Here is a 22,200-nt window from a genome sequence, read left to right on the forward strand (position 1 = left end):
TTTTTCAAGCTAATTTAATAATCAACGCATTATCTTCCTTAACCACTTGGTATGTTTTTATGGGATGAGGCGCCGGCCCTTTCAGATTGGCGCCATCGTATTCGTACATGGAACCGTTGACGCTGCAACACTGAACGCAGTTTTGCCCCGGCACGGGATCAAGCCTTCTATGCCCTATATGGGTGCACCGATTTTTTACGGCCCGGTATGTTCCGTCGTCCCCCAGGAACACCAGCACTCTTTCAGGTAAATCCGCACCTTCCAGACGTATGGCGCCGCCGGGCTTGGAAAGTTCGGGCGCCCGGCCCAAATCCACGGTGATCACGCCGTCCTTGAAGGACCAGCAGTCCGAGTCCTGCGGGGTTTTGGTTGCAGGCACTCCTAATATGCGATTGATAAAGCCTCTTTTCAGACCTTGCTTACCCATTGTTTGCGTCTCCTGTCGCGGAAACCGCCTTGGTTTCCCGTTTGCCTTGCAGGCGCGCATCCAAATAAGAGCGCACCTTTTGATAGATTTCCTCAGCCTCCCGGCAGGGAGGCAGGGCTCGGGCGATTTTTTCCAGATACGCCCTTTTATTCAACAGCATAAATGACTTATCGATATTGAGGTCAAAAACCCACCCCATTTGCAACACCATAAAATCCGGAGCGGTTTTCAAATCCAGGGAGTTGACGATGCCCCCGGCCATAATGTCTTTGTGCACGTTTTGCGAAATGCTTTGATCTCCAGGCAGCCCCAATTCCACGGTTTCCTTGGGCGCTTCCCTTTTTCCGTTGTAATGGGCGCACACCACCCGCCAGATGTCCAGTTTGTCCGCGTCCCGGAGCAGGCGCAGGAAGAATTCCTCTTCCGGGGACGCATCCGCCGGGACTTCCTTTTTGTTATGCCATTTTACGCAATACAATATTAACCGCCGTTCGCAGTCCGAAAAATCTTCTAGCAGATTTTCCTTGGCGATAATTTCCGCGCTTTCATCCCCGTGGTCCACGCTGACGGCGTCCACAAAGGTTTTGAACCTGGCATACTGGGTGAATCGCCCCACGTCGTGAAGTAGAGCCATCATTCTGGCAAGACGCATTTCTCGGGACGAAAGAAAAAGGGACTTACCCAGAACCCCGATTTCCCCCATGACCCGAAAAGTATGCCGGGTTTTCAGGGAGCAGGCCTCCCACACCTGGCCGTCTTCCCCGCAAAAGCCCTTTGCGTAGGTGCGGAACCATGCGGTGTATCGGCTTATGTCTTCTTGCCCGGGGCGCATGATATCAGAGCTTATGCACGGACGGCTTTTCATCAGGATCTATTTCCACGGCGATGGTGTCGCCGGTCTTTAAGCCCAGGCGGATGAAGCTCTTGATCACCTCATCATGCCGGTCCATGTTCCAATATACGGACCAGACCGGATTTCTCAGGGTGTCAATGCCGTACGCGTCATGGGAGCATAGGTTGATCCTGAACTTGTCCTTGGCGATGAGCGTATCCGCTTCAGCCAAAAAGTAGTCCATTTGATATAAATTGGTGTGAAGGGCTTTGGCCAACTGACCGTGAATTTCGGGGTACTCGTCCAGGTAATGATTGGCAACCTGGTACAATTCCTTGGGATCCCTGGTGGAAAGGCGAAGCACGGCGTAACGTTCGTGCCAGATGGCGAACTCCTCCATATCCCGCTCGTATCCCCGGATCAGGGAAAGGAGATCCTCTATGGTGGTTTCCTTGCCGTCTTCCCGTCCCAGAACGATGTCCTCGCATTTGGAAATGACTTCCAGGTAAAACGCGTTGTTGTCCATGACGAACAAGGGGCGCTCCCTGTAATTCCTGCGCCGGCGAATCCTGCGCACGCCGTCCAGCTTAATGCGGGTTTCGCTGTCCTTGAAGCCCCGGGTGTCTATGGACGATATATCCTTGGCCTGAACCACAAAGACCTCTCCGGTGGGGGACACGATGAACTCGATCTCGCACCGGAAGCCTAAAAAGGCCTGGATTTCCTGGGACATGTGCAGCAGTTTGATATCGTGGGGGGTGTTGGTGATATAAGGATCCCGCTGGACCTTGTGGCTCCGGTCCATGCTGTAGCCGAACTCCCAATGGTCCCCCACCATCTTGGCCATGATGCTGGCCCCGCTGATAAAGGGCATGACGATAACGCCCATGTCGTCCAGCTTAAGCTCCGGAGCATTATTGAAAATCTGCTGGCGCATGATGGCCAGCTTTTTGGCCTTGCGGGCGGACTTGATAATCCGTTTTCTGGCGTATTTAATGCCCCCTATGTCGGCGTAGGTTTCCAAAGAGTCGAAGGTGCCGCCTTTATAATACTCCTCCATGGGGTGGGCGCTTCTGGCGATTACTTTGAAGTCGTCCGAGAACCTGCTTAAAAAATCCTCCAGATCTTTAAAAGAGTCCTTTTCGAAATCTTCAGCAGGGATGAAAATAAAATCCGGCACATTAAAATTGCCCTGTTTTAACAAGGCCAAAAGCCTGGCTTTTTCCGGCAGCATCTTTTCCACCGCAGCCTCCGACGCCTAAAGTGAAAATACCAATTTGCAAATTTAAACGACCACACAACCGTAGCTGGAAAATCATACCATACAGAGTCCATGACTTCAACATTACGCGCGGGAAAACAAAAGGAGATTGGTTAAATTACAGGACGGCTGGGGATCGGCCTTCCACCTTGGCTGATCGGCCAGGCAATAACACGCCTGGCGACTACCGGGTGAAGGGATTCGACGCTTTTTCACGGCCGATTGTGGTGGCCGGCTCCGGACCGTAGTCATGCCCGGGCAAGACCACGGTTTCCTCGGGCAGAACATACAGGCGTTCCTTGATGTTCTTGACCAGCACCTTCAAGGACGCCCCGGGAAACCAGGTCGCTCCTATGGATCCCGCAAACAGCGTGTCCCCGGAGAAAAGACGGCCCTCCCCCAGCAGGCAAATCCCTCCAGGACTGTGGCCGGGGGTGTGCATCACCTCAAGCTGGGTTTCTCCAATGGAAATCCGGTCTCCATCCTCCAGGAGGACGTCTGCGGGCGGGGATTTCCTGCCGCCCAACATCCTGCACGCAAGGCCGCCAAACAAGGAGGTCAGCATTTTTGCGTCCTGTTTGTGGATGTACAGACGAGCTCCAGTCGCCGAAATAATGCCGGCATTCCCGCAAATGTGGTCGAAATGGCCGTGGGTGTTGATAACGTGCGTGACCTTGCCCCCCATTTCGTCAACCTGCCCCAATATGGTTGAAGCATCGAATGCCGGGTCAATAAGCGCGCAATTTTTTGTGACGGGATCCTGGATCACATAACAAAAAACCCCCATGGAACCTCCCAGGATTTGACGAATGATCAAAGGCCCCTCCTTTTTTTTAACGAGTAAAGCGCATCGGCGCCGTCAAGAAGTTGCTCTCAATGAAGGATTGTGTTTATCATGCTACGAAGTTTCCGTCAAAACTGTCCCGGGTACAGAGATTATCGACATGAAAGACCAAACCATAGTGGAATGCCGGAATTTGGGATTTGCTTATGAAAACGGCAAGGATCTTTTTTCGGAAGTCAACCTGAAGGTTCCAGCCGGCGCTTTTGTGCAGATTCAAGGGGCTTCGGGTACGGGAAAGTCCACGTTTTTGCGGCTTCTTAACCGGCTGGCGATCCCCAGCAAAGGAAGCATCCTGTTTCAAGGGAAGGACCTGCAGGAGTTGGAAGCGCCCGAGCTGAGAACCCGGATTGTCTACCTTCAGCAAACGCCCACGCTAATCCAGGGCAGCGTGCGCCACAACCTTGTGCTGCCTTTCCGGTTCTTTCAAAATAAAAAGCGTAAGGCTCCTGAAGATGAGGAACTCCGAAAGGGTCTTCAGCGTTTTATGCTGGACGAAATCAGCCTGGAGCAATCGGCCATGGATCTCTCCGTAGGGCAGCGCCAGCGTTTATGCCTGCTGAGGGCCATCTTGCTTTCGCCCGACGTCCTGCTGCTGGACGAACCTACAAGCGCCCTGGATAAAGACAGCCGCCAGGCGGTGGTGGACGTGGTAAACAAGCTGCACCGGGATGACAACATAACCATGTTTCTGGTGGCCCACACGGAGTTTTCCGTCGAATCGGGGAAGGTTATTTATTGCACCTTGAATAGCGGAAAGATGGAGGTCCAATGAGCCAAGTCGTACACATCAGCCTGTGGCAGTTGGGGCTTGGAACGATTTTCATCCTCATGGCCGGGGCGACCTCCCTGATCTATAAGCTGGGGCTGGAGAAGGACCTGTTTTGGGGGACTGTTCGCACCTTTGCCCAGCTGTTTTTAATGGGCTACGCTTTAACCATTATTTTCACCCTGAACCTCGGCTGGATGGTCCTGGCCATTTACGCGGTGATGATCGGCTTCGCCGCCCTGACCGTACGCGGCAGGATCAAAGAAAAGCAGGTTCCCGTTCTAGTCCCGACCTTCGTCTCCATGCTGACCAGCTACATGCTTGTGAGCATTCTTATAACCGGCGTTATTGTCGGCGTGGATCCTTGGTGGCAGCCTCGATATTTTCTAACCTTGGGGGGCATGGTCGTGGGCAATTCCATGACCGCCGTGGCTATCTCCCTGGAACGCCTGTTTGCTGAGCTGAGACAGCGCTCCAACGAGGTGGAAATGATGCTTTGCCTGGGCGCCGATTACAAGGAAGCCAGCCATCCTATGCTGGCGGAAGCCCTGAAAGCCGGCATGATTCCCTCCATCAATTCCATGATGGGCGCAGGAATCGTGTTTATACCCGGCATGATGACCGGCCAAATTCTGGCGGGCGCCGATCCCCTGGAAGCCATCCGCTACCAGATTGTGGTGATGCTCATGCTGGTGGGATCCACGGCACTGGGGTCTTTGCTCATCACCCTGCTGGTCCGTAGAAAATGTTTCGGCGCAGCCCAGGAACTAAGATTGACCAAAACCAAAGGGGTTTCCTAATCAAACAGCTCAATAAATAGGCGCACATGCTTGAAATCTTACAGAATGTTGGAATTTTCGCCTTGGATTCCCTCAAGACCACGGGCATGATCCTGCTCATGATCATGGGGCCGGGCATGCTCTTCGCCCTGATTATGAACAGCGTCTCCACCCGGTTGAAAGCCGAATTATGGAACTTGCTGGGCCGAAAACTATACCTGGCCGCCTTTGGATGGTTGGGCGTAAGCGTGCACGAACTGGGGCATGCCGTCATGTGCCTTTTGTTCGGGCATAAAATCAACAAGCTGCAACTCTTTGCGCCGGATCACAAATCGGGAACCCTGGGCGCCGTGAATCACAGCTTCAATCCCCGCAACCCATACCAGGTAGTCGGCAATTTCTTTATAGCCTTAGGCCCGGTCATCCTGGGAGTCGCCGTTATTTGGACGGCGGCGCATTTTCTGCTTCCCCATGGAATAGCCTCCCTGGAAATCTCCGTCAAATGGTCCGATTTCCGTTCCCTGGACGCCTTTTTAAGATTGGCCGCTTCCGCCTGGGACGCCCTAAAGGACATGCTGGACGGCCTGTTCACCAAGGCCCTATGGAGCCAATGGCAGACGTGGGTGTTCACTTATCTCCTTATCTGCGTGGGGAGCGGCATTTCCCTTTCGTGGTCCGACATCTCCGGCGGGATCGAAGGATTCCTGGCCTTCTTTGTCCTGTTGTTTATCGCCGTGCTTGTCGCTGCGTATTTTGACAGCATACCCTCGCAGCAGATCAAAGCCTTAAGCCGGGCTATAGCAAACGTGTATCCCTTTATGCTTTTCGCCCTGGCTTTAAACGCCCTACTGGCCGCGTCGATTTTCCTGCTCAACACATTGAAAGAATCTATAAAAAACTAAATATCTTGCGCCAAAATCCGATAACAACCTTAAGAAGATTACCTCGCGCATCAATGATCGGACGGAGGCGCCATGTATTCCATAAAAAACGACATCGCAAAAAATCGTCTTTACGTAACCATCGGGGTCCTCAAAACCCGAGATTCGTGCAACTTGGTCAACTCCATGCTAAAACGGGCTTCCAGAATGCGAAGAGAATTCACGCTTTTATTGGACTTATCCGCATTCAGGCCCACCTCGGAGCTTGCGACCCAAAACATTTGCATGGGAATCGATTACATGCAAAAGCAGGGGCTTGGATATGTCGCCAAGGTTTCCTGCCCCATGGAGGCCATGACGGATATTGACGTTTCCTGCATTCCTTACGGCATGGAATGCCAAACGGCGGCCACGGCGGCGGAAGCAAATAAGATTTTGGATTGGTGGACGGCGGAGCAACAAGCCAAGGGCGCCATGCAGGAAAAAGGGGGCGTCCCCGCTTTTCAGGAATATAATCCGCCTGACTGGGTTTTCCTTTCACCGCCGGATTAACACGTCAGGCTATTTCCAACTCATCCCCCACACATAACCGGTTGATCATAAAAGCCTGGTAAAAAGCGCTTAAAGCCGGAAGGGCCGTGCAATGGTTGGGAAACAAAGATTCAACTCCCTCTTGACGGAAGTAATCAATGGTTTTTTCCGCCGCTTTCGAATCGTCCAGTTAAACGCCGCCATTAATTTCTTTGCAGGACCATAATGCTGATATCGTCGGAAAAAGCGTCGCCGCCCCGAAAGCGGTATAGTTCTTCCGCGGTTTTCCGCATAACGCTTTCCAGGTCCTGAGAGCGGTTGTCTTCCAGCAATTGCATGAGGCGCTTTTGGGAAAACTCGTTTTCATGGTCGTCGCGGCATTCGGTGATGCCGTCGGAATACAGGTAAAGCCGGTCGCCGGGATTCAGGGTGAACTCGTATCCGGAATACTCGGCGTTTTCCAAAAGCCCCACAGGAAAGCCTCCGTTGCCGATGGTCTCCAGAGCGCCCTGGCTTGGTACGCGTATTGGGTGGGGGTGGCCCGCCTGGGTCAGGATGGTGCGGCCGGTCCGGACGTCGGTTATTCCCAGGACCATGGTAAAGTAGGCCTGCAGCGTGTCGCTGCTTTGAAACAGGAGGTTCAGTTTGGCGGCCATGTCCTCGGGGGAAAGCAGCGTTCCCGACCCGTTTCGGGATATGCCGGTAGTCATGGCCTCCTCCCATATCAGGGAGGTGAGGGTTTTGCTGACGGTCACGGAAAGCATGGCTGCGGGAACTCCGTGGCCGGAGATGTCCAGGATGAAAAAGGCGATGTGGTTGTCCCCTAAAGGGAAAAAATTGAACATATCCCCGCCCACAATGGCGCAGGGCATGAACAGGGAGCCGAAGCTGAACCCGTTGATTTCGCCGGTCTGGGCGGGCAATAGGCTCTGCTGAACCGAGGCCGCCACTTGGAGGTCCTTGGTGATAATGTCGTTGGAGCGGGAAAGGTCGATGTTGGATTGGGACAGTTCCGCGTTTTTGACTTTAAGCTCTTTTTCCAGGCTCAGGATTCTTTCGGCCGCCGTGATCCGGGCTTTGAGTTCTCCGGCGTTAAAGGGCTTGGATATGAAGTCGTCGGCCCCGGCTTCCAGGCCTTCCATCAATTCGGATTTGCTTGTTTTTGCGGTAAGCAGAATCAGGTAGGTGTATGAGGACAAAGAGCTTTGCCGGATTTTTTTGCACAGGGCCGGACCTTCCATGCCAGGCATCATCCAGTCTATCACGGCAAGGCGGGGAGCCTCCGGATCCTGCAAGATCTCCCAGGCCCGGGCCCCGTCCTGGGCCGTAACAACCTCATAGCCCCATTTGGACAAGAGAGTTTTAAGGGCTATCTGAACTGTTCTGTCATCATCAGCGACGAGTATTTTCATAGCGGTATGGTTGAAATTTCCCGCCTCCTTCAGTTCTTTTTTTCCGTTTCTTAAGGCCTGGTCATAAAATCGGCTTTTAGGCTGTGTTCCTTTAGGATCAATTTTTACGGAAACAGGCGGATCTGACAAAAAAAAGACTGTTCCAAGCGGCTCGCCCCCGAAATGAGTACAAATTAATCTTGATATTTAATAGGGAAATTGATATGGATTAATGATAATCAATGCATTGTGAACAGATTGGCCTTACTCGGTTTTTTTGTAGATTGAACCCAATAATAGTGCATCTACTCTTGAAACGCCCGGTTAAAATATGAAGCCTTCCATAGCGCTTAAAGGTCAGTTGGATTTTGTCAGCCTGGCTCAAGTCATTCAGTTTTTATCATCCAATTCCAGCAACGGCGCTCTTGTCCTTAGAAGCCCGTATATCAATCAGCCCGGCGTAATCTGTTTTAACAAAGGCATAATCACCAATGCCTTTTGCGGCGATTTACAGGGGATCGACGCTGCATACTCTCTGTTCGGCTGGACCGAAGGAGAGTTTGAATTCGACGTAAACCGCGTGGAAGCGGAACGGGTCATCACTCAAAGCCTGATGGAAATCATCATGGAAGGCGCCCGAATGCTGGACGAAGGGCGCATCCAGGAACTGGGCGCGGAAAGCCGGGATATCGCCAAGCCTTTCCGGCCTCATCTGGAGGAAGGGGTGAATTTCATCCCCAGCCCGGACGTGGACTACTCGTACGTGGTGGAAGAAGAGATATTCTCCCCGGGCCAGAACATTGTGGAGGAAGGCAATCACGGCAATTGGATTTGCGTTATCCTGGACGGATATGCGGACGTGATCAAAGACACTAAAAGGGGGCCTTTCACGCTGTGCAGAATCGGGCCGGGCGCTTTGATCGGAGACATCGCCATCGTCCTGAAAAAGGAGAACGTGCGGCGCGCGTCCGTCATATCCGTAGACGAAGTCACATTGGGGGTCCTGGACTTGGAAAGAATCCACCGGGAGCTGGCCCTCATGTCCCGAAACCTCCGCGGCGTCCTTTTGGGGCTGAACCGCCGATTGGCCGAAGTCAATCACAATCTATCCAGGCTGTACGTGTCCGACACAACCTACGACATCAAAAGCCTGAACGGCAGGGACGTCTTTGATTTCAACGGGAGCGACAAGCTGTTCACCATCACGCAAGGCTGGGCGTCCCTGGTCGCCAAAGGCCAAAAAGGATACGTAAAAGTCGCTGAAATGGAGCATGGCGATTTTGTGGGCCGGGTTCCTTTTCTGGATTTGGGCCACGAGCCGGGCCAGGCCGTCCTGCTGCCTTCCGAGGACTTCGCCGTGGAGGAGCTGCCCACCGAAGACATCGTCGCCGAATACGAAAACTCCTCCAACATGATTCAATGCATCGCGAGCTACATCTCCAACTGCGTCGCAGCCACCACCATGCAAATCCGTGGGACCGGCAAAACCGAGTAACCCTCCCCCTGCGTCATTTATCTACTATAGAGGGCGGGGAAGGCCCTTGCCGCCCCCCGAACCGTGCATGCGGTTCTCAGCATCTGAAATAAAAAATCTTATCAATCAGCTTTTGCTGAGTTTGAAGCCCAACAGTTTCATAAGCGCCGATAAGCATTCTTGCTGGGCTCCGTAATCCAACCCGCAAAAATCAAAGTAAAAATGTTGATTGGGTAGGGCCTGCGAAACCCAAGAAAAATGCGTTCAGGCAGCGCCGTTCGCCCCCGACCTTGCCTAACCTCGAAACCTCTATTAGGCCGCGCCTTCCGGCCTGCAGCCCCAGTAATTACATGCCTGGGCCGCCCGAAAGGCGGGCAGGGCGAGCCGCTGCCCCTACACTGCAAAAATATGGGGCTGTAAAGAAATCCCCTACTCTTCCGACAAAATGCGTTCGGCGCGCTGACGGGCCTGCTCAAAGGGTTCGGGCCTGTACGGATCGATCCATGCCTGGGCGGCGGAATCCGGCCCCATGACAAAAAACAAGGACTGCACCAAAAAAAACAGCCACACGGCCAAGGCCCAGGTCAGGCCCGAATGGGGCGCCAGTAAATTCACCAGCAAGGCGCCTCCGGCGCTCACGCCCAGTTCCACAGCCAGGGATCGGGCGCCTTTTCCAGCAAAGCACACTCCGCTGCGAATCCAGGCCAGAATAACAATGGCCGCAACCAGAAAATTGGTTTGAGGCAGTCCCGCAAAGGCCAAAACCAGCAACAGAAACAAGGGGAACAGGCAGGTCAAAAATTTCCCCCCGCTCCATCTGCGGAGCAGCCAGGCGTATCCGGCTAAAAAGACCCACAAGGTCATGCGAAAGGCCCAATACGGCCCGGAGATCAGGTTCAGGCAAAAATACGCCGGGATGAAAGCCAGGCCGCAGGCCAGGGCGTACCAGATGGTTCCGGAAAAATGGCTGCGCATGGCCCTGACCTCCCGTTCCAGGCCTTGGGCTGGGGCGTCGTTCAAGTATGCAAAGTTGTTATTCATGGCGCAAAGCCTCCTTGCGTTTTTCAAGCTCCCACTGGATTTCCTCGTCGCTCAGGTCCTGACCGGCGAAGGACGCACCCTGAATATCGCAATACTCCTGGTTCTTCTTGGCTGCCATAAACGCATCAGCCTGGACTTTCAGGCGTTCGTGCACCAGGGCTTTTTCCTCCAGGTCCTGCTGCAGGCGGGAAATATCCCGATTCAGCTCCTGGATTTGCAAATCCAGCTTTTGGACGACGCCGGTCACGGTTTTATGCTTGCGGATTAAAAATTTGGCGATGTCGTCCTTTTCCTTTTTCACGGCCTCGCAAAGGTCCTGATCCACTTTTTCCGCCAGTTCCTCCTGGGCCTTGAGGTTGGCTTTCAGGTTGTCCCTTCTGGCGGAAAGCCGGGACAGCCTGATGCGCTCCCGGGACATGGCGTCTTCCATTTCCCGCAGGCATTGGGCCAGGACCAGGCCTTTGTCTTCGATCTGATCCATGACTCCGTGAATGTCCGCTTTGCACAGCCTGGTTAATCTTGTCATTATTCCCATTTGGCGGCCTCCTTGATTGAAAATTCCGTCAACCCCATCCTCCTTTCCGTCCTTCCCCGATGGGAGGGGGAAGGACAAAGGATTGATGGCTTTGATGATGAAGCGCTTTGGGTATCGCCGAGATGGACTTCCTTGTTTTACACGGATTCAGGGCTACAACCGGCCTGAATCCTTCCTTTGACGTTTTGCGCTTCATCCGCGACCCCACGCGGAGCATGGGATGATAATAAAATGTATGCCGGACGGGCCTGCACGCACATTGCTTTTTTAAGTTTGACAGGGTGCAATTAGGCATGACGGTTATTGATTGGTTACACCAATGCGGTGCAAAACCGCCCGGCAAGCAAATCTTATGTCTCGCAAACTCTATTTGATTCCCCGGCGGTCCTTATACCCTTCGTATTGCATGGACTTGGAAACCGCTCTTTGCTTTTGCATGACCTCCGAGGAGTTTCCGGTGAAGGTTTCATCCACCTTATCCATAAGGGCCTCGCAGTCTTCATTGAGGTTGGACTCCACGCTGGGGGAATTCACCACGCTGTTTTGGACCTGGATGCTCTGGCGGTATTCTTGGATGCGATGCTTGGCCTGATCCTTATCGCCGGCCTTGATGTCCGCGGCCACCTCTTCCTTGAGGACGTTCCAATCCGCACTAAGCACCTTCTCCTCCCAGGCCTCCCTGGATACGGATTCCAAAGCAGCCATGGCGTTTTGAGTCACCTGCACTTCAAAGGATTGGGGGCACATGGCGGTGAGGGTTTGGCCTTCGTGCACGTAGGTCGCCTTGACGCCGTCAAGATTCAGGATTTCACCGGCGTCTTCGTTGGCGTGCAGCCGAATGTACAGGGTGCGCGATTGCCCGGAAAGAAGAGCGCCGGGAGAGATGAACGCCCCGTTTTCCCTGTTGATCACGGGATATCCGTTGGCGGAGACGGCCGTCACGCCCTTGGGCAGAGGCAGATGAATGGATAAGGCGCTGGCCGCTACGGCCCGGGTCCAGTTGGCTTCCTCCTGAAAGACGGCCAGAAAATCGCCGGGATTTTCCAGGTAGTAATACCGGCCCCTGCCGCCGTCCGCCACCGTGGCCATAAGCTGCTCGTTAAAATCCTGGCCCAGGCCCACGGTGGTTACCGAATAAACCAGGCCGTCGTCCCCAAGCGCGGCCATGGCGGCCAACTGATTGGGGTCGGTGACGCCCTGATTGGCCTGGCCGTCGGAAATCAGGATGACCTTGCCCATGCGATCGGGGGCGCCGTAGGCTCTGAGCACGCTCACGCCTTTTTCCAGACCGCCGCCCAGATTGGTGCCGCCGCCCGCCGGAATGGAGTCCACCATCCAGTTGAGGGAGTTGCGTTTGTCGGCCGTCAGATAATGCAGGCCGTCTCCGCCGTCCACGTCGTTGGAATAGGTCACCAAAGAAAAGCGGTCCTGGCTGCGAAGTCCTTCCACCAGCCCTTTGACCGCCGTCTTGGCGTCCCGGATTTTCTGCCCGCCCATGGAGCCGCTTCTATCCAGGACGATCACCATGTCCACGGGCTTGGTTTTGGTTTGTTCCGGCGCCAGGACTTCATCCGCGGTCATGGTCAGGACCAGATCGAACATGCGGTCCCCGGTTGCGTGGATTTTATCCTGGGTTAACTTTCCAGTCAGGGCGACGATGCCGTTTTTCACCGGGTTGACGGCCACAGGAGGAGTCGCGGGCGCGACAGGCGGCGGAGCGACGACGCCCGCGCCTCTATTGGCGTAAGCCATGGCGGCGAACGTCGCCGCGATAAGGACTCCTACGAGTAAAAGGGCTTTTGCTTTCATGGCGTTCTCCTTTTTTATAGCGCGGGAACCGCGCGGCTGCATTTTTTAGCGAGGGGACCTCGCGACTACCATTTATTTGGGCGCGGGAACCGCGCGGCTGCGGCGAGGAAAGCTCGCTAACACAGATTAGCCGTTCAGTTCACGGCAGGTTTTCACCAGTTTGATGAATTCAGCCCGGTATCCCATTTCGTCGGGACCCACGGACTCCTCGGCCATGCGTTGGATCTGATCCCAGGTCAGGCGCTCGGCGTAGGGAGAGTTTCTCAGCAACATGCCCCAGCCTGCCACGGCTGCGGAAAACCGGAAGTCATCGGATGTATCGGCGAATTCCATGGAGGATTCGTCCAGCACCCGGGTGATGAGCCGGCTATGGTTTTCCTCGGGGTTCTTGTAGCGAAATTTAATGGTAAGAATTTCGTTGCGGTTCCGGGGCTCAGGAACAGGTTTGTTTTCCTGATATTTTAGGGGATCGACCCTTTGGGCGCCCATGCCCAGCCCGGCGGGAACGATTTCGTATAATGCGGTCACGGAGTGTCCGGGTCCGATTTCTCCGGCGTCTTTCAGGTCGTTGTTGAAATCCTCCGCCGCCAGCAGCCTGTTTTCATAACCCACCAGACGGTACTGACTGACCCTGGCCGGATTGAACTCCACCTGAATCTTCACGTCTTTGGCCAGGGTGAACATATTCGCCCGCATGTCCTGCACAAAGACTTTGTGCGCTTCCCTGCGGCTGTCGATGTAATAGAAATTTCCGTTGCCGGCGTTGGAGATAGCCTCCATTTTTTCGTCTTTGTAATTGCCCATGCCGAAGCCGCAGATGGTCAGATAAATCCCGGCCCTGCGTTTTTCTTCGATCATGCGCACCAGTTCAGGGGTGGAGGAGACGCCCACGTTGAAGTCGCCGTCCGTGCAAAGAATCACCCGGTTATTGCCTTCGGGAATGAGGTTTTCCCAAGCCGCTCTATAGGCCAACTCAATGCCTTCGCCGCCCGCCGTGGAGCCTCCGGCTTCCAGCCGGTCAAGCGCCTTGATGATTTCGCGTCTATGCCGCGCGGATGTGGAAGGAAGAACCAGCCCCGCCGCCCCGGCGTAAGTCACAATGGACACACGGTCATTGCGGCCCAACTCTCTCACCAGCATTTCCATGGATTCTTTGACCAAAGGCAGCTTGCCTCCGCCGCCCATGGAACCTGAAACGTCCAAGAGGAACACCAGGTTGGAGGGCTTGAAGTCCTTGTAATCCAGGCGCTTGCCTTGAAGCCCCACATGCACAAGCATGTTGTCCCTGTTCCAGGGGCATTGGGACATTTCCATGGTGATGGAAAAGGGATCTTCGCCCTTGGGCTGGGGATAGTCGTAATGAAAATAGTTGATCATTTCCTCAATGCGGACCGCATCCACAGGCGGCATGCCGCCGTTTGCCAAAAAGCGCCGCACGTTGGAGTAGGAAGCCGTGTCCACGTCTATGGAAAATGTGGACACGGGATCATAAAGAGGAGATTTAAATCCTCCTTCACGAATGGATGCGTATTCTTCCCTATTGAAGCCAGAGCCGTCTTTGTAGAAGGCGTAACTCCACTCCGCCTTGGGGGCGGGACAGGGATTGCACGCGGACATGGAAAGGGCAGGCCCCGTGGACTCTGAGGTGTAACCGCTGTACCCGGACATGGCGTCTTCGTTCACAGCCTTTTGAGAGCAACTGGTTAAAGAAACCGCAGCCGATCCGGCCAGGCAGAGGATAGAGACGATCAACAAGGCGTACGTGACGGCGTCTCTCAGAATCTGTTCCTTTTGGCTTTGCATGATTGATTTCCTCCCCTTGATTATGTGTAATGAGCCGTACTTTCTCCTTACGGGGCTATGATGCCCCCGGACCGGCCTTGGGCGCAATTCAAAGAACTGCAAAAACGGAAGACCGGTTTTTTGCATAAGTTTTGCTTTTTCCCGCGGCGGAATGGTGGTAAGCTAAGACCTGGAATTTGTTGACTGTTGTGATGCGTTTCACATCACCCGCCTGGAGCGCGATAATTTTTGGAACAGGTTTTGCGGGGCATTATCATGAAAGAACCAAGGGCGAGCATTCTTCTGGTGGAGGACGACCCGGCCATTTCCCGGGGTCTGCTGGACGTATTTGTGTTCAACGGATTTGAAGCCAAGGGCGTGGAAGACGGCCAGCAGGGACTGGACGAGGCATTGTCCGGCCAGTACGACCTAGTGATTTTGGACGTCATGCTGCCGTCCATGGACGGATTTTCCATCTGCCGCAAGCTGCGGGAGGTCAAGCCCTCCCAGGCCATCATCATGTTGACGGCCAAAGGCTCGGAAAACGACATCGTCACCGGTTTCAGCGCAGGTGCCGACGACTATGTGAGCAAGCCCTTTTCCTTAAAGGAGCTGATGGTCCGGGTGGAAGCGGTCCTCAGGCGGTCCGGCAAGAATCTGGGAACCGCCAAGGTGAGCATCGGCGGAATCATCTTTGACGAAGCTCAGCTTAAGGCGGCTTACGACGACAAAACCGAGGAACTGACTCGCCGGGAAATGGACATCGTCCTGTATTTGCATCGCCAGGAAGGACGGATTGTGCCCAAACGGGAGCTTTTGCTGGAGGTCTGGCATTATAACGACCCGGACGTGGAAACCCGCACCGTGGACATCCATGTATTGAAGCTGAGAAAAAAGATTACGGAACTGGCCGGAGAGGACAAGCCCCTTATCGTAACAGTGCGGGGGGAAGGATACAAGCTGGAAGTTCCTATGGTGATTTGAGCCGCGCCGGGGTTTTGTGAGGCAAATCCGGCGATTTTTTGTTGCATCGGAGGATTTTTTAATGATCGGCGCTATCGCAGGGGACGTAATCGGGTCGGTGTACGAGGCGGTCAATAACAAGTCCCTGTTTTTTCCGCTGTTTAGCCCCTATTCCAGGTTCACGGACGACACCGTGCTGACCGTGGCCACGGCCCAGGCCATTCTGAAAGAAAGACCTTACCTGGACTGCATCAGGGAGTTTGGGCGCAAATATCCCAACGCCGGTTTCGGCGGCCATTTTTACGACTGGCTGTTTGCGGCCAATCCCCTGCCATACAACAGTTGGGGCAACGGCTCGGCCATGCGGGTGAGTCCGGTGGGCTTCGCCTTTGACGACATGGGCAAGGTGCTGGAAGAGGCGAAAAAATCCGCCGAGGTTTCCCATAATCATCCCGAGGGGATCAAGGGCGCCCAGGCCGTGGCCTGCGCCGTATTTCTTGCGCGCAAAGGCGCGGGCAAGGAGGCCGTCCGGGAAGAAATCGCGGCGCGATTCGGCTACAACATGGATCGCACCGTGGACGAAATCCGCCCCAGTTACGCGTTTGACGTATCCTGCCAGGGCTCGGTCCCGGAGGCGATCATCGCCTTTTTGGACTCTGAAAATTTTGAAGACGCCATTCGGCAGGCCGTCTCCCTGGGCGGAGACAGCGACACCATCGGCTGCATGGCCGGGGCGATCGCCCAGGCTTATTATAAGGGAGTTCCCGGGGAGATCGCGGCCGAAGTCCGGTCGCGCCTTCCCGAGGAGTTTTTGAACATCATCGATGAATTTAACAAGGTGTACGGCCTTTCATGAACATTAACCGGCTGCGGATCATAATCATCCTGTTTTGCCTGGCTTTGGCGGCGCCCTCCGCCTATTTCATCCGCCACGCCCGCATGGGCATGGAGCAGGAGGAGCGCGGCGCTCTGCAATTTTTTGCGGACACCATCCTGGACTACATGGAAGAGGATCTGGCCAGGCTGGTGGAACGCGAAGAAGGCCGGGCCGTGGATGATTACGCGGCGTCGGCGGGCGGCGGCCTTTCCATGGATTCCGTAGAAGGTTTTATTGTCGGCTATCTGCAAAACAACCCGGACGGCTCGTTTACCACGCCCTACGGGGACGATCCCGTGCTGGTCAGGCAGCTGCAATCGGCCAACGGCGCTTTTAACAAACTGCGCATGGAGCGCCGCGAGGTGGAAGACGCGGAGTCTCTCACCTTTATGACTCAGGCCGGGGACGCTGACCAACCGCCGGCGCCTGCGCCCGAGCCGGAGGCCAAGCCTCAGATCTCCGAGGAAAAGACCCTCCAGGAAAAACAGGAAATCGCCCAGGTCAAGAAATCCTTTGTGGAACGGTATCTGGATCCCCTTATCTCCCGGCAGTCCAAGGAGCAGTTGGGGCAAAAAGGAAGGCGGGTTGAGGAAATCTCCATTGAACAGGCCAGCAACATGTCCAATAAGGAAATGCCGTCCCGGGACGTCTCCGCCATCCAGTTGAAGGACGAAGGATCAGACTCGGCGGTTGTTTATGAGGATACCGCCCTGGCTGTGTACAAACCGGGAACGGATGATCTTAAGCCGGAGCCGTCCGAGGAAAGGTCATGGTCAAAGCCCAAGCCCAAATCGTCCGTTTCCCATACTTTCAGCGCCCCAGGGGCCTCCGCCCTTGCCGAGTCCATGGATCCAGCCCCGAAAAACGAGTTGGGGCGTCAGTCATTTTTGCGGGAAGATCGTTTTGGCCTGCCGGCAAGTAGAGAAGCGGCGCAGAAGAAGCTCAAGCTGACCACGGACGCCCAGGACAAAGGCAAGCTGCGGGTGGAAGTGGATCCCCTGCAAAGCATGGTCCTGGACCACGAACGAATTTTGCTGTTCCGGCGCATTGTGCTGGACAATCGGGTATACAACCAGGGCATGCTCATCGATACTTCGGCGTTTTTGGGCTACTTGAACGAGGTCTACTTTGCACGCCAGCCCATGGCCCGCTACTCCACCCTTACTTTGTCGGTCATGGACCGCGGCGTGGAGACCAACACCGTCACCACGGGCAAAACCCTGCCCCATTTGGTATATCGGGCGGAACGGGTGTTTCCCAGGCCGTTTTCCTTTTTGGTGGCGGCCATCGAATGCCACGACCTGCCCAAATCGGCAGGGCGGAGAACTTTGAACATCATGCAAGGGGTCTTTTGGTTCGTGGTCCTGGCCGGGCTTTTCGCCATATACCGAAGCGCCGCGGCGGTCATGGATTACTCCCGCAGGAGAAGCCAGTTCGTCAGCTCCGTCACCCACGAACTGAAAACGCCTTTGACCAACATCCGCATGTACGTTGAAATGCTCGAAATGGGCATAGCCAAAGATACGGAGCGCGAGCAGGAGTATTTGCAGGTGTTAGGATCGGAATCCTCCCGGCTGTCCCGGCTTATCACCAATGTGCTGCAATTCGCCCGGCTGGAAAACAAAAAGTCCGTCCTGGAATTGCAGGAAGGAGATTTGTCCGAGGTCCTGGCGGAAGTGAGGCAGGTCATGGGGGAGAGACTGCGGTCCGAAGGCTTTGTTTTGGAGGCCGACAAAGCAGCCCACAGGCCCTTCCAATACGACCGGGAGGCCATGGTCCAGATCCTGGTGAATCTGGTGGAAAACAGCGTAAAATTCGGCAAGGACGCCCAGGACAAGGAGGTTTCCATCACCCTGGAGCAGGAGCCTGGCCGCACCAAGGTGAAGGTCTCGGACAAAGGCCCGGGCATCCCTAAAAAGGCCTTGAAAAAGGTGTTCAAGGATTTCTTCCGGGTGGACAATTCCCTCACCCGCACCACTCGGGGAACGGGCATCGGCCTGGCCCTGGTTCGGCGGTTCACCGAGTCCATGGGCGGCAGGGTTACGGCGGAAAACAACCCAGGCCCAGGCTGCACCATCACCCTGCATTTGCCCTCATAAAAATTGACGCGCCCTTTTAGTAACGCAAGGCTTCCAGCATGGATTCCATGACCGGCGGAGGCGGCATGCGGGTGACCGTGTCGATGGTCGGCGGCAGACCGATTTCTTTCAATATGGCCGGATCGTTATTGATGCCCATCACCCCGGACCGAAACCCGTACCGCTCCCAGGCCAAAGCCTGAATTTCCGGGTCCTGCAGGGCGTCCAGCAGAGTTTGTCCGTTTTCCGTCAGGGCGATGAACGGATGGTCGCTCCATACGGTGGGCTCGGGGACGAGGGTTCGCACCAATTTTTTGATGGTGTCCTGATACGAGGGATAGGCTGTGTAGAATTCGATGATCAGGCTTTCGTATCCCGAAACCAGGGGAAAGGCGCCCTGCCCCTGCTTGATGTATTTGTCGAACAAAACGCCTGTGGAGTGCTCCAAAAATCCCATTTCAGCAAACATCTTTTTAATTTCAGGGAGGTGTTGAGACAAGTCGGCGGACCCCACCATGGCGCCGTCATTCAGGATGACAGCGATGAGCCCGGCCATTAAAAAACCGGAATTGCTCTTGGTCGGGTCGGTGGCGATGATGTTCACCTGGCCGTTCTGACGGGGCAGGCCCAGGTCGCGCCAGGAGGAGCCTCGCATGTGAAGATCAAGGAGCTTTTTCATGTTAATCACGTAAAAGACGTCTTCCCGCTTTTCCACCACGCCCTGCTTGATGAGCGCCTCCGTGATCTCCGGCCAGGAATACAGCACAATGGGCGTGTTGAAAATATTGGCTGTCCTGGGCTGAATTTCAGGATGCCGATTTTTAAACAACTCCGCCGCCAACTCGCTGGAAGGCCACAAACCGTCCAGGTTGTCCATAGCGCCTTCGGACATTTCCAGGCTGCCCATTTTGGTTCCGTTGATGGTAATGCCGTAACGGGATTTCATGATTTCCTGGAACTTTACGTCGGACAGCAGGCCCTTTTTCTCGCTGCCGAACCGGATGTTGACCGAAATATGCTTTTTCGCCGTTCCGCCCGGGCCTGCAAACTGGTAATAGGCTGCAAAACCCGCAGCGCCCGCGACAAGCAAAATCCCCAGGATAAGTTTCCAGTTCTTCATAAAATATCGTCGTCCTTTCGGATGCTGAGCGACGGCGGTTTTTGACATCACTGTCCGGATTCGCCGTCGAAAATCCCTATTACTGTTTTCCGATTTCCGCTGCGTCCATCATTTTGGAAAGCACCCTGCCAAAGGTGCGCAGGTCCGCCGCGTCGTTTTCCAGGTAATTTTGAAAGCCTTTGGAAAAGCCTTGCTCCACGACGTTGAGCATTTCCCGAAACTCCTTGCCGTCGTTGGATTCCTCCAGCATTTTCCTGCCTTCTTTGGTGGAGGACAAACGGGCGAAGGTTTCTATGAGAGGCAGAAAGCGATTCAGGTACAACAAAAAGCGGCTGGCCCGGGCCATGTCCCCTTTGTCGTCCTGAAAGTTGCGGAAAATCTTGTCCGCAAGATCGCAAATGCGCAAGACCTGCGCCTGCACTTCCTCTTCCTTGATGGACCGGGAAAGATTTTTGATCTGCACGACCATGCTCTGGCCCGCCAGAATTTTCTGTTCCATGAGATCCTGGCTGAGCCCCCGCGCTTCGTTGGCAATGGAAATTTCGGTCCAATGGCTCTTAATCAGGCGAAGGCCCGTAAACAGGGCTGCGCCCAACAATACGCTCAGCCATAAAGGCGCCTGGATGACGACGGTTCCAATCAAAATGATCGCGGCGGCCAGGGCGCCTGCGATGATTTCCATATTCCTGATAACGGCCTGCATCAGTTGTATCCTTTTGCGCTGCGGAAAGCATGCATGAGTCCGTGCTTGCGTCCGTCAAACACCCGGGCCGAGGTCAATTCCGCCAGTTCCTTTAGCTGAGCGTCGTCCGCTTCTCCAAACGTGACGCCGAAAACCGGCGGCAGCGCAAAAGGCGCGTTTAAAGCCCTCCATTGCTGCATCAACTCGTCCAGGCTTCCTTTATTGGACTTGCCGTCGGTCATGAGAATGACGGAAGGCAGGCTGCCTTCCATTCTTTCGCTGTTTTGCTTCATGATGACCAGGGCCTGCTGAACCGCCGCGTAGATGTTGGTTCCTCCGTTGGCATTGAGGGCGTGAATTTCGCCCATCACGCGTCTGAGCTCATTGGGCGCGTTCCCCTCCATATGGGCGACGGGTCTGGGCCCGTCGCTGAAGGCCACCACCACTGTCGCGTCGTTTCTGCCTGTCTGGAGCATGAACTTTTCCGCGGATTGCGGATCCAGCAACCCGGTCATGGCCTTTTTCAATTGAGGCAGCCCCTCGCCCCGCATGCTGCCGGACACGTCCAACAGGTACACCGTAAAGGACGGCTTGCGGAATTCGGTCTGGTACAAGGTCAAGGCCTGTTGGATCACGTCCGGCCGGGGCCATGTGATGGGCGAAATGGTGCGGTTCAAGTCCACGCCCCAGTTGGGATTGTACACCTTCTTGTCCACGTCCTCCGGGTTCATGCCAATGAGTCCGGTCCGGAAGCCTGTTCTGAAAATCTCCTTTTGCACCTCGGGGGAAAGCAAATAATCCCTGAGCGCCAGGAACAGGGGCTTTTTATCCCCATTGCCCTGCTTGTTCACAAAGGCCAGGGTGGAGTCGGCGATGGCCAGGCCGTCCACGGGATAAATGACGTACAAGGGCTCTTTGCCTTGCCTGGTCAACTCCTGATTGGCGGCGATGACCATGGCTTCGTAATTGTACATAGCGTCCAGGGAGTCCGCTTTTTTAATGTAAAGGTCCTTAAGCCAGCCGGAGCTTCCGCTGGAGCGTTCAATGCCGCCCAGAATGTCCCGGATGTCTTTATTCAGGCTCGGGTCCATAAGATGGGAGGATTCCAAAACCTGGGGACGCCCCGCAAAAGCGTAAAGCAGGCCCATGTAAGCCGAAGCGCCCGAATTGGACTGAGTGGCGCTGGTCATGGCGAAATGCAGGTCTCCCGCCCGCACGGCGGCCAGAATGTCGGCCACGGCAACATCCTTGCCGATCCATCCAAGCCGTTGGGCCAAGGATTTCTTCACCCCCAACACCACGGGAGAACGCATGATGGAGGCCTCGTCGCTGGTGCGGTGCAGGCTTTTGTCTCCCAGACGAATCCACATGGAGTTCGCCGGCAGCACGGCGTCGTATGGACAGCCCGGGGAGGCGAGGTCCAGCATCATGTCCACCGAGCCTTTATACTCGATGTGAATGTCGCACTTATGTTTTTCGGCGAACTGCCGGATAAGCGGCTCGATTTCCTTGCTTTCCGAGCCCGCGGCGATTTTCAGGCCCATGCCTTGGTACGGTGAAGGCTCGCCGCATCCCCAGGTGTAAAACAGGAAAAGGACGAAGAGTGCTCCGGCCAGACGTATGAAAAGACGTTTTTTCATGGCGAACATAGATCTCCGGTTGGTTTGGGATTGTGGGAGGCGAGCCGGATTCAGCGCCCGCTTGTCCCGGTCGGCCCGGAGGCTGCGGCCTGCTATTGGCAAGGCGCATTCCAGCCGGGCTTTTGGTCAAAGATTATAATATTTTGAGGCATTATAAAACCCGGCGGGCAAATCCTAACGGAATTCAAACAATTGGAAATCACAAAAAAATGCTGACCAGAAAAAGCACGGCCTCCGGCATCGCATGCCGGAGATGAGCGGGGAGAATGTTTCATAGACGGTAATGTCTGCTCGGCCCGTCAGATAGTGGAATCCATGGAGTGTGGGCGAAAGGATGGTATAAACAAAACCAAGTAAAATCAGGAACTCAATCCATTTTAGTTATTTGAAAACAACTAAACAACCACCGACTAAAGTCGGAGGGTTTTCTTTAAGTGCTGAAAGCACGGATACGGGTCAAAGACCCGTCGCTAACTTTCTGTTTTGA

The 22,200-nt window shown here is 54.8% G+C and carries 20 protein-coding genes; 8 read left to right on the plus strand and 12 right to left on the minus strand.

Annotated features, from left to right (window positions below; translation table 11 throughout):
* Positions 1-4 precede the first annotated feature (4 nt).
* The 4 genes from BUE18_RS21015 to BUE18_RS21030 form a co-directional block, all read right to left on the minus strand.
* Positions 5-427 carry a QcrA and Rieske domain-containing protein gene (locus BUE18_RS21015; protein ID WP_073478147.1) on the minus strand — a complete coding sequence of 141 codons (423 nt, stop codon included), beginning with the start codon at positions 425-427 and terminating at the stop codon, positions 5-7.
* Positions 420-1,292, minus strand: a complete 873-nt coding sequence (locus BUE18_RS21020; protein ID WP_073478148.1) for an HD domain-containing protein — start codon at positions 1,290-1,292, stop codon at positions 420-422. The genes BUE18_RS21015 and BUE18_RS21020 overlap by 8 nt, the downstream gene beginning before the upstream one ends.
* Positions 1,264-2,493 (minus strand): hypothetical protein, encoded by a 1,230-nt coding sequence (locus tag BUE18_RS21025; RefSeq protein WP_244549360.1) that lies wholly within the window; start codon positions 2,491-2,493, stop codon positions 1,264-1,266. Before BUE18_RS21025 ends, BUE18_RS21020 begins: the two co-directional genes overlap by 29 nt.
* 211 nt (positions 2,494-2,704) lie before the next feature.
* On the minus strand, positions 2,705-3,337 hold the full coding sequence (locus tag BUE18_RS21030; protein ID WP_073478150.1) for an MBL fold metallo-hydrolase: 633 nt from the start codon (positions 3,335-3,337) through the stop codon (positions 2,705-2,707).
* 127 nt (positions 3,338-3,464) lie between these two features.
* Between BUE18_RS21030 and BUE18_RS21035 the strand changes: the two genes are divergently transcribed.
* From BUE18_RS21035 to BUE18_RS21050, 4 genes are all read left to right on the plus strand, one after another.
* Positions 3,465-4,136 carry an ABC transporter ATP-binding protein gene (locus BUE18_RS21035; RefSeq protein WP_073478151.1) on the plus strand — a complete coding sequence of 224 codons (672 nt, stop codon included), beginning with the start codon at positions 3,465-3,467 and terminating at the stop codon, positions 4,134-4,136.
* Positions 4,133-4,930 carry an ABC transporter permease gene (locus BUE18_RS21040; RefSeq protein WP_073478152.1) on the plus strand — a complete coding sequence of 266 codons (798 nt, stop codon included), beginning with the start codon at positions 4,133-4,135 and terminating at the stop codon, positions 4,928-4,930. Before BUE18_RS21035 ends, BUE18_RS21040 begins: the two co-directional genes overlap by 4 nt.
* Positions 4,931-4,956: 26 nt before the next feature.
* Complete coding sequence (locus BUE18_RS21045; RefSeq protein WP_073478153.1) at positions 4,957-5,811, plus strand: M50 family metallopeptidase; 855 nt, start codon at positions 4,957-4,959, stop codon at positions 5,809-5,811.
* A 72-nt stretch (positions 5,812-5,883) separates the two neighbouring features.
* Complete coding sequence (locus BUE18_RS21050; protein ID WP_073478154.1) at positions 5,884-6,342, plus strand: hypothetical protein; 459 nt, start codon at positions 5,884-5,886, stop codon at positions 6,340-6,342.
* Positions 6,343-6,524: 182 nt separating this feature from the next.
* On the opposite strand, the gene BUE18_RS21060 is transcribed toward BUE18_RS21050, so the two are convergent.
* Entirely contained in the window at positions 6,525-7,733 is a 1,209-nt protein-coding gene (locus BUE18_RS21060; RefSeq protein WP_073478166.1) for a PP2C family protein-serine/threonine phosphatase, read from the minus strand.
* Positions 7,734-8,043: 310 nt separating this feature from the next.
* Between BUE18_RS21060 and BUE18_RS21065 the strand changes: the two genes are divergently transcribed.
* Complete coding sequence (locus BUE18_RS21065) at positions 8,044-9,207, plus strand: DUF4388 domain-containing protein (protein ID WP_073478155.1); 1,164 nt, start codon at positions 8,044-8,046, stop codon at positions 9,205-9,207.
* 408 nt (positions 9,208-9,615) lie between these two features.
* Here the strand turns inward: BUE18_RS21065 and BUE18_RS21070 are convergent, their stop codons facing one another.
* The 4 genes from BUE18_RS21070 to BUE18_RS21085 all read right to left on the minus strand — a co-directional run bounded on the left by BUE18_RS21070 (position 9,616) and on the right by BUE18_RS21085 (position 14,374).
* A complete protein-coding gene (locus BUE18_RS21070; protein WP_073478156.1) occupies positions 9,616-10,227 on the minus strand; it encodes a hypothetical protein in 612 nt (203 codons plus the stop codon).
* On the minus strand, positions 10,220-10,762 hold the full coding sequence (locus tag BUE18_RS21075; protein WP_073478157.1) for a PspA/IM30 family protein: 543 nt from the start codon (positions 10,760-10,762) through the stop codon (positions 10,220-10,222). The genes BUE18_RS21070 and BUE18_RS21075 overlap by 8 nt, the downstream gene beginning before the upstream one ends.
* Before the next feature lie 366 nt (positions 10,763-11,128).
* The gene (locus BUE18_RS21080) at positions 11,129-12,571 is read right to left on the minus strand and encodes a vWA domain-containing protein (protein WP_073478158.1); all 1,443 of its coding nucleotides are present in this window, start codon (positions 12,569-12,571) and stop codon (positions 11,129-11,131) included.
* 126 nt (positions 12,572-12,697) lie between these two features.
* Entirely contained in the window at positions 12,698-14,374 is a 1,677-nt protein-coding gene (locus BUE18_RS21085; RefSeq protein WP_073478159.1) for a vWA domain-containing protein, read from the minus strand.
* Positions 14,375-14,629: 255 nt separating this feature from the next.
* Here BUE18_RS21085 and BUE18_RS21090 point away from each other — a divergent pair, with 255 nt between their 5' ends.
* From BUE18_RS21090 to BUE18_RS21100, 3 genes are all read left to right on the plus strand, one after another.
* Entirely contained in the window at positions 14,630-15,337 is a 708-nt protein-coding gene (locus BUE18_RS21090) for a response regulator transcription factor (protein WP_073478167.1), read from the plus strand.
* Between the two features lie 61 nt (positions 15,338-15,398).
* Positions 15,399-16,172: an ADP-ribosylglycohydrolase family protein gene (locus tag BUE18_RS21095; RefSeq protein WP_073478160.1), complete on the plus strand. Its 774-nt coding sequence runs from the start codon at positions 15,399-15,401 to the stop codon at positions 16,170-16,172.
* The gene (locus BUE18_RS21100; RefSeq protein WP_073478161.1) at positions 16,169-18,292 is read left to right on the plus strand and encodes a sensor histidine kinase; all 2,124 of its coding nucleotides are present in this window, start codon (positions 16,169-16,171) and stop codon (positions 18,290-18,292) included. Before BUE18_RS21095 ends, BUE18_RS21100 begins: the two co-directional genes overlap by 4 nt.
* A 16-nt stretch (positions 18,293-18,308) precedes the next feature.
* Here BUE18_RS21100 and BUE18_RS21105 read toward each other — a convergent pair whose 3' ends face one another.
* The 3 genes from BUE18_RS21105 to BUE18_RS21115 all read right to left on the minus strand — a co-directional run bounded on the left by BUE18_RS21105 (position 18,309) and on the right by BUE18_RS21115 (position 21,713).
* Positions 18,309-19,391 carry a substrate-binding domain-containing protein gene (locus BUE18_RS21105; RefSeq protein WP_073478162.1) on the minus strand — a complete coding sequence of 361 codons (1,083 nt, stop codon included), beginning with the start codon at positions 19,389-19,391 and terminating at the stop codon, positions 18,309-18,311.
* A 79-nt stretch (positions 19,392-19,470) separates the two neighbouring features.
* Positions 19,471-20,094 carry a 5-bromo-4-chloroindolyl phosphate hydrolysis family protein gene (locus BUE18_RS21110; protein ID WP_073478163.1) on the minus strand — a complete coding sequence of 208 codons (624 nt, stop codon included), beginning with the start codon at positions 20,092-20,094 and terminating at the stop codon, positions 19,471-19,473.
* Complete coding sequence (locus tag BUE18_RS21115; protein ID WP_073478168.1) at positions 20,094-21,713, minus strand: substrate-binding and VWA domain-containing protein; 1,620 nt, start codon at positions 21,711-21,713, stop codon at positions 20,094-20,096. Before BUE18_RS21115 ends, BUE18_RS21110 begins: the two co-directional genes overlap by 1 nt.
* Positions 21,714-22,200: the final 487 nt, after the last annotated feature.

Source organism: Desulfatibacillum alkenivorans DSM 16219 (assembly GCF_900142135.1).
GTDB lineage: Bacteria > Desulfobacterota > Desulfobacteria > Desulfobacterales > Desulfatibacillaceae > Desulfatibacillum > Desulfatibacillum alkenivorans.

What these genes read in the sequence shown, in the direction of transcription:
- BUE18_RS21100 (WP_073478161.1), top strand. Translation starts at nt 16,169, where the DNA reads ATGAACATTAACCGGCTGCGGATCATAATCATCCTGTTTTGCCTGGCT.
- BUE18_RS21105 (WP_073478162.1), bottom strand. Translation starts at nt 19,391, where the DNA reads ATGAAGAACTGGAAACTTATCCTGGGGATTTTGCTTGTCGCGGGCGCT.
- BUE18_RS21070 (WP_073478156.1), bottom strand. Translation starts at nt 10,227, where the DNA reads ATGAATAACAACTTTGCATACTTGAACGACGCCCCAGCCCAAGGCCTG.
- BUE18_RS21085 (WP_073478159.1), bottom strand. Translation starts at nt 14,374, where the DNA reads ATGCAAAGCCAAAAGGAACAGATTCTGAGAGACGCCGTCACGTACGCC.
- BUE18_RS21035 (WP_073478151.1), top strand. Translation starts at nt 3,465, where the DNA reads ATGAAAGACCAAACCATAGTGGAATGCCGGAATTTGGGATTTGCTTAT.
- BUE18_RS21080 (WP_073478158.1), bottom strand. Translation starts at nt 12,571, where the DNA reads ATGAAAGCAAAAGCCCTTTTACTCGTAGGAGTCCTTATCGCGGCGACG.
- BUE18_RS21025 (WP_244549360.1), bottom strand. Translation starts at nt 2,493, where the DNA reads ATGCTGCCGGAAAAAGCCAGGCTTTTGGCCTTGTTAAAACAGGGCAAT.
- BUE18_RS21115 (WP_073478168.1), bottom strand. Translation starts at nt 21,713, where the DNA reads ATGAAAAAACGTCTTTTCATACGTCTGGCCGGAGCACTCTTCGTCCTT.
- BUE18_RS21060 (WP_073478166.1), bottom strand. Translation starts at nt 7,733, where the DNA reads ATGAAAATACTCGTCGCTGATGATGACAGAACAGTTCAGATAGCCCTT.
- BUE18_RS21075 (WP_073478157.1), bottom strand. Translation starts at nt 10,762, where the DNA reads ATGGGAATAATGACAAGATTAACCAGGCTGTGCAAAGCGGACATTCAC.
- BUE18_RS21065 (WP_073478155.1), top strand. Translation starts at nt 8,044, where the DNA reads ATGAAGCCTTCCATAGCGCTTAAAGGTCAGTTGGATTTTGTCAGCCTG.
- BUE18_RS21090 (WP_073478167.1), top strand. Translation starts at nt 14,630, where the DNA reads ATGAAAGAACCAAGGGCGAGCATTCTTCTGGTGGAGGACGACCCGGCC.
- BUE18_RS21045 (WP_073478153.1), top strand. Translation starts at nt 4,957, where the DNA reads ATGCTTGAAATCTTACAGAATGTTGGAATTTTCGCCTTGGATTCCCTC.
- BUE18_RS21095 (WP_073478160.1), top strand. Translation starts at nt 15,399, where the DNA reads ATGATCGGCGCTATCGCAGGGGACGTAATCGGGTCGGTGTACGAGGCG.
- BUE18_RS21050 (WP_073478154.1), top strand. Translation starts at nt 5,884, where the DNA reads ATGTATTCCATAAAAAACGACATCGCAAAAAATCGTCTTTACGTAACC.
- BUE18_RS21015 (WP_073478147.1), bottom strand. Translation starts at nt 427, where the DNA reads ATGGGTAAGCAAGGTCTGAAAAGAGGCTTTATCAATCGCATATTAGGA.
- BUE18_RS21040 (WP_073478152.1), top strand. Translation starts at nt 4,133, where the DNA reads ATGAGCCAAGTCGTACACATCAGCCTGTGGCAGTTGGGGCTTGGAACG.
- BUE18_RS21110 (WP_073478163.1), bottom strand. Translation starts at nt 20,094, where the DNA reads ATGCAGGCCGTTATCAGGAATATGGAAATCATCGCAGGCGCCCTGGCC.
- BUE18_RS21020 (WP_073478148.1), bottom strand. Translation starts at nt 1,292, where the DNA reads ATGAAAAGCCGTCCGTGCATAAGCTCTGATATCATGCGCCCCGGGCAA.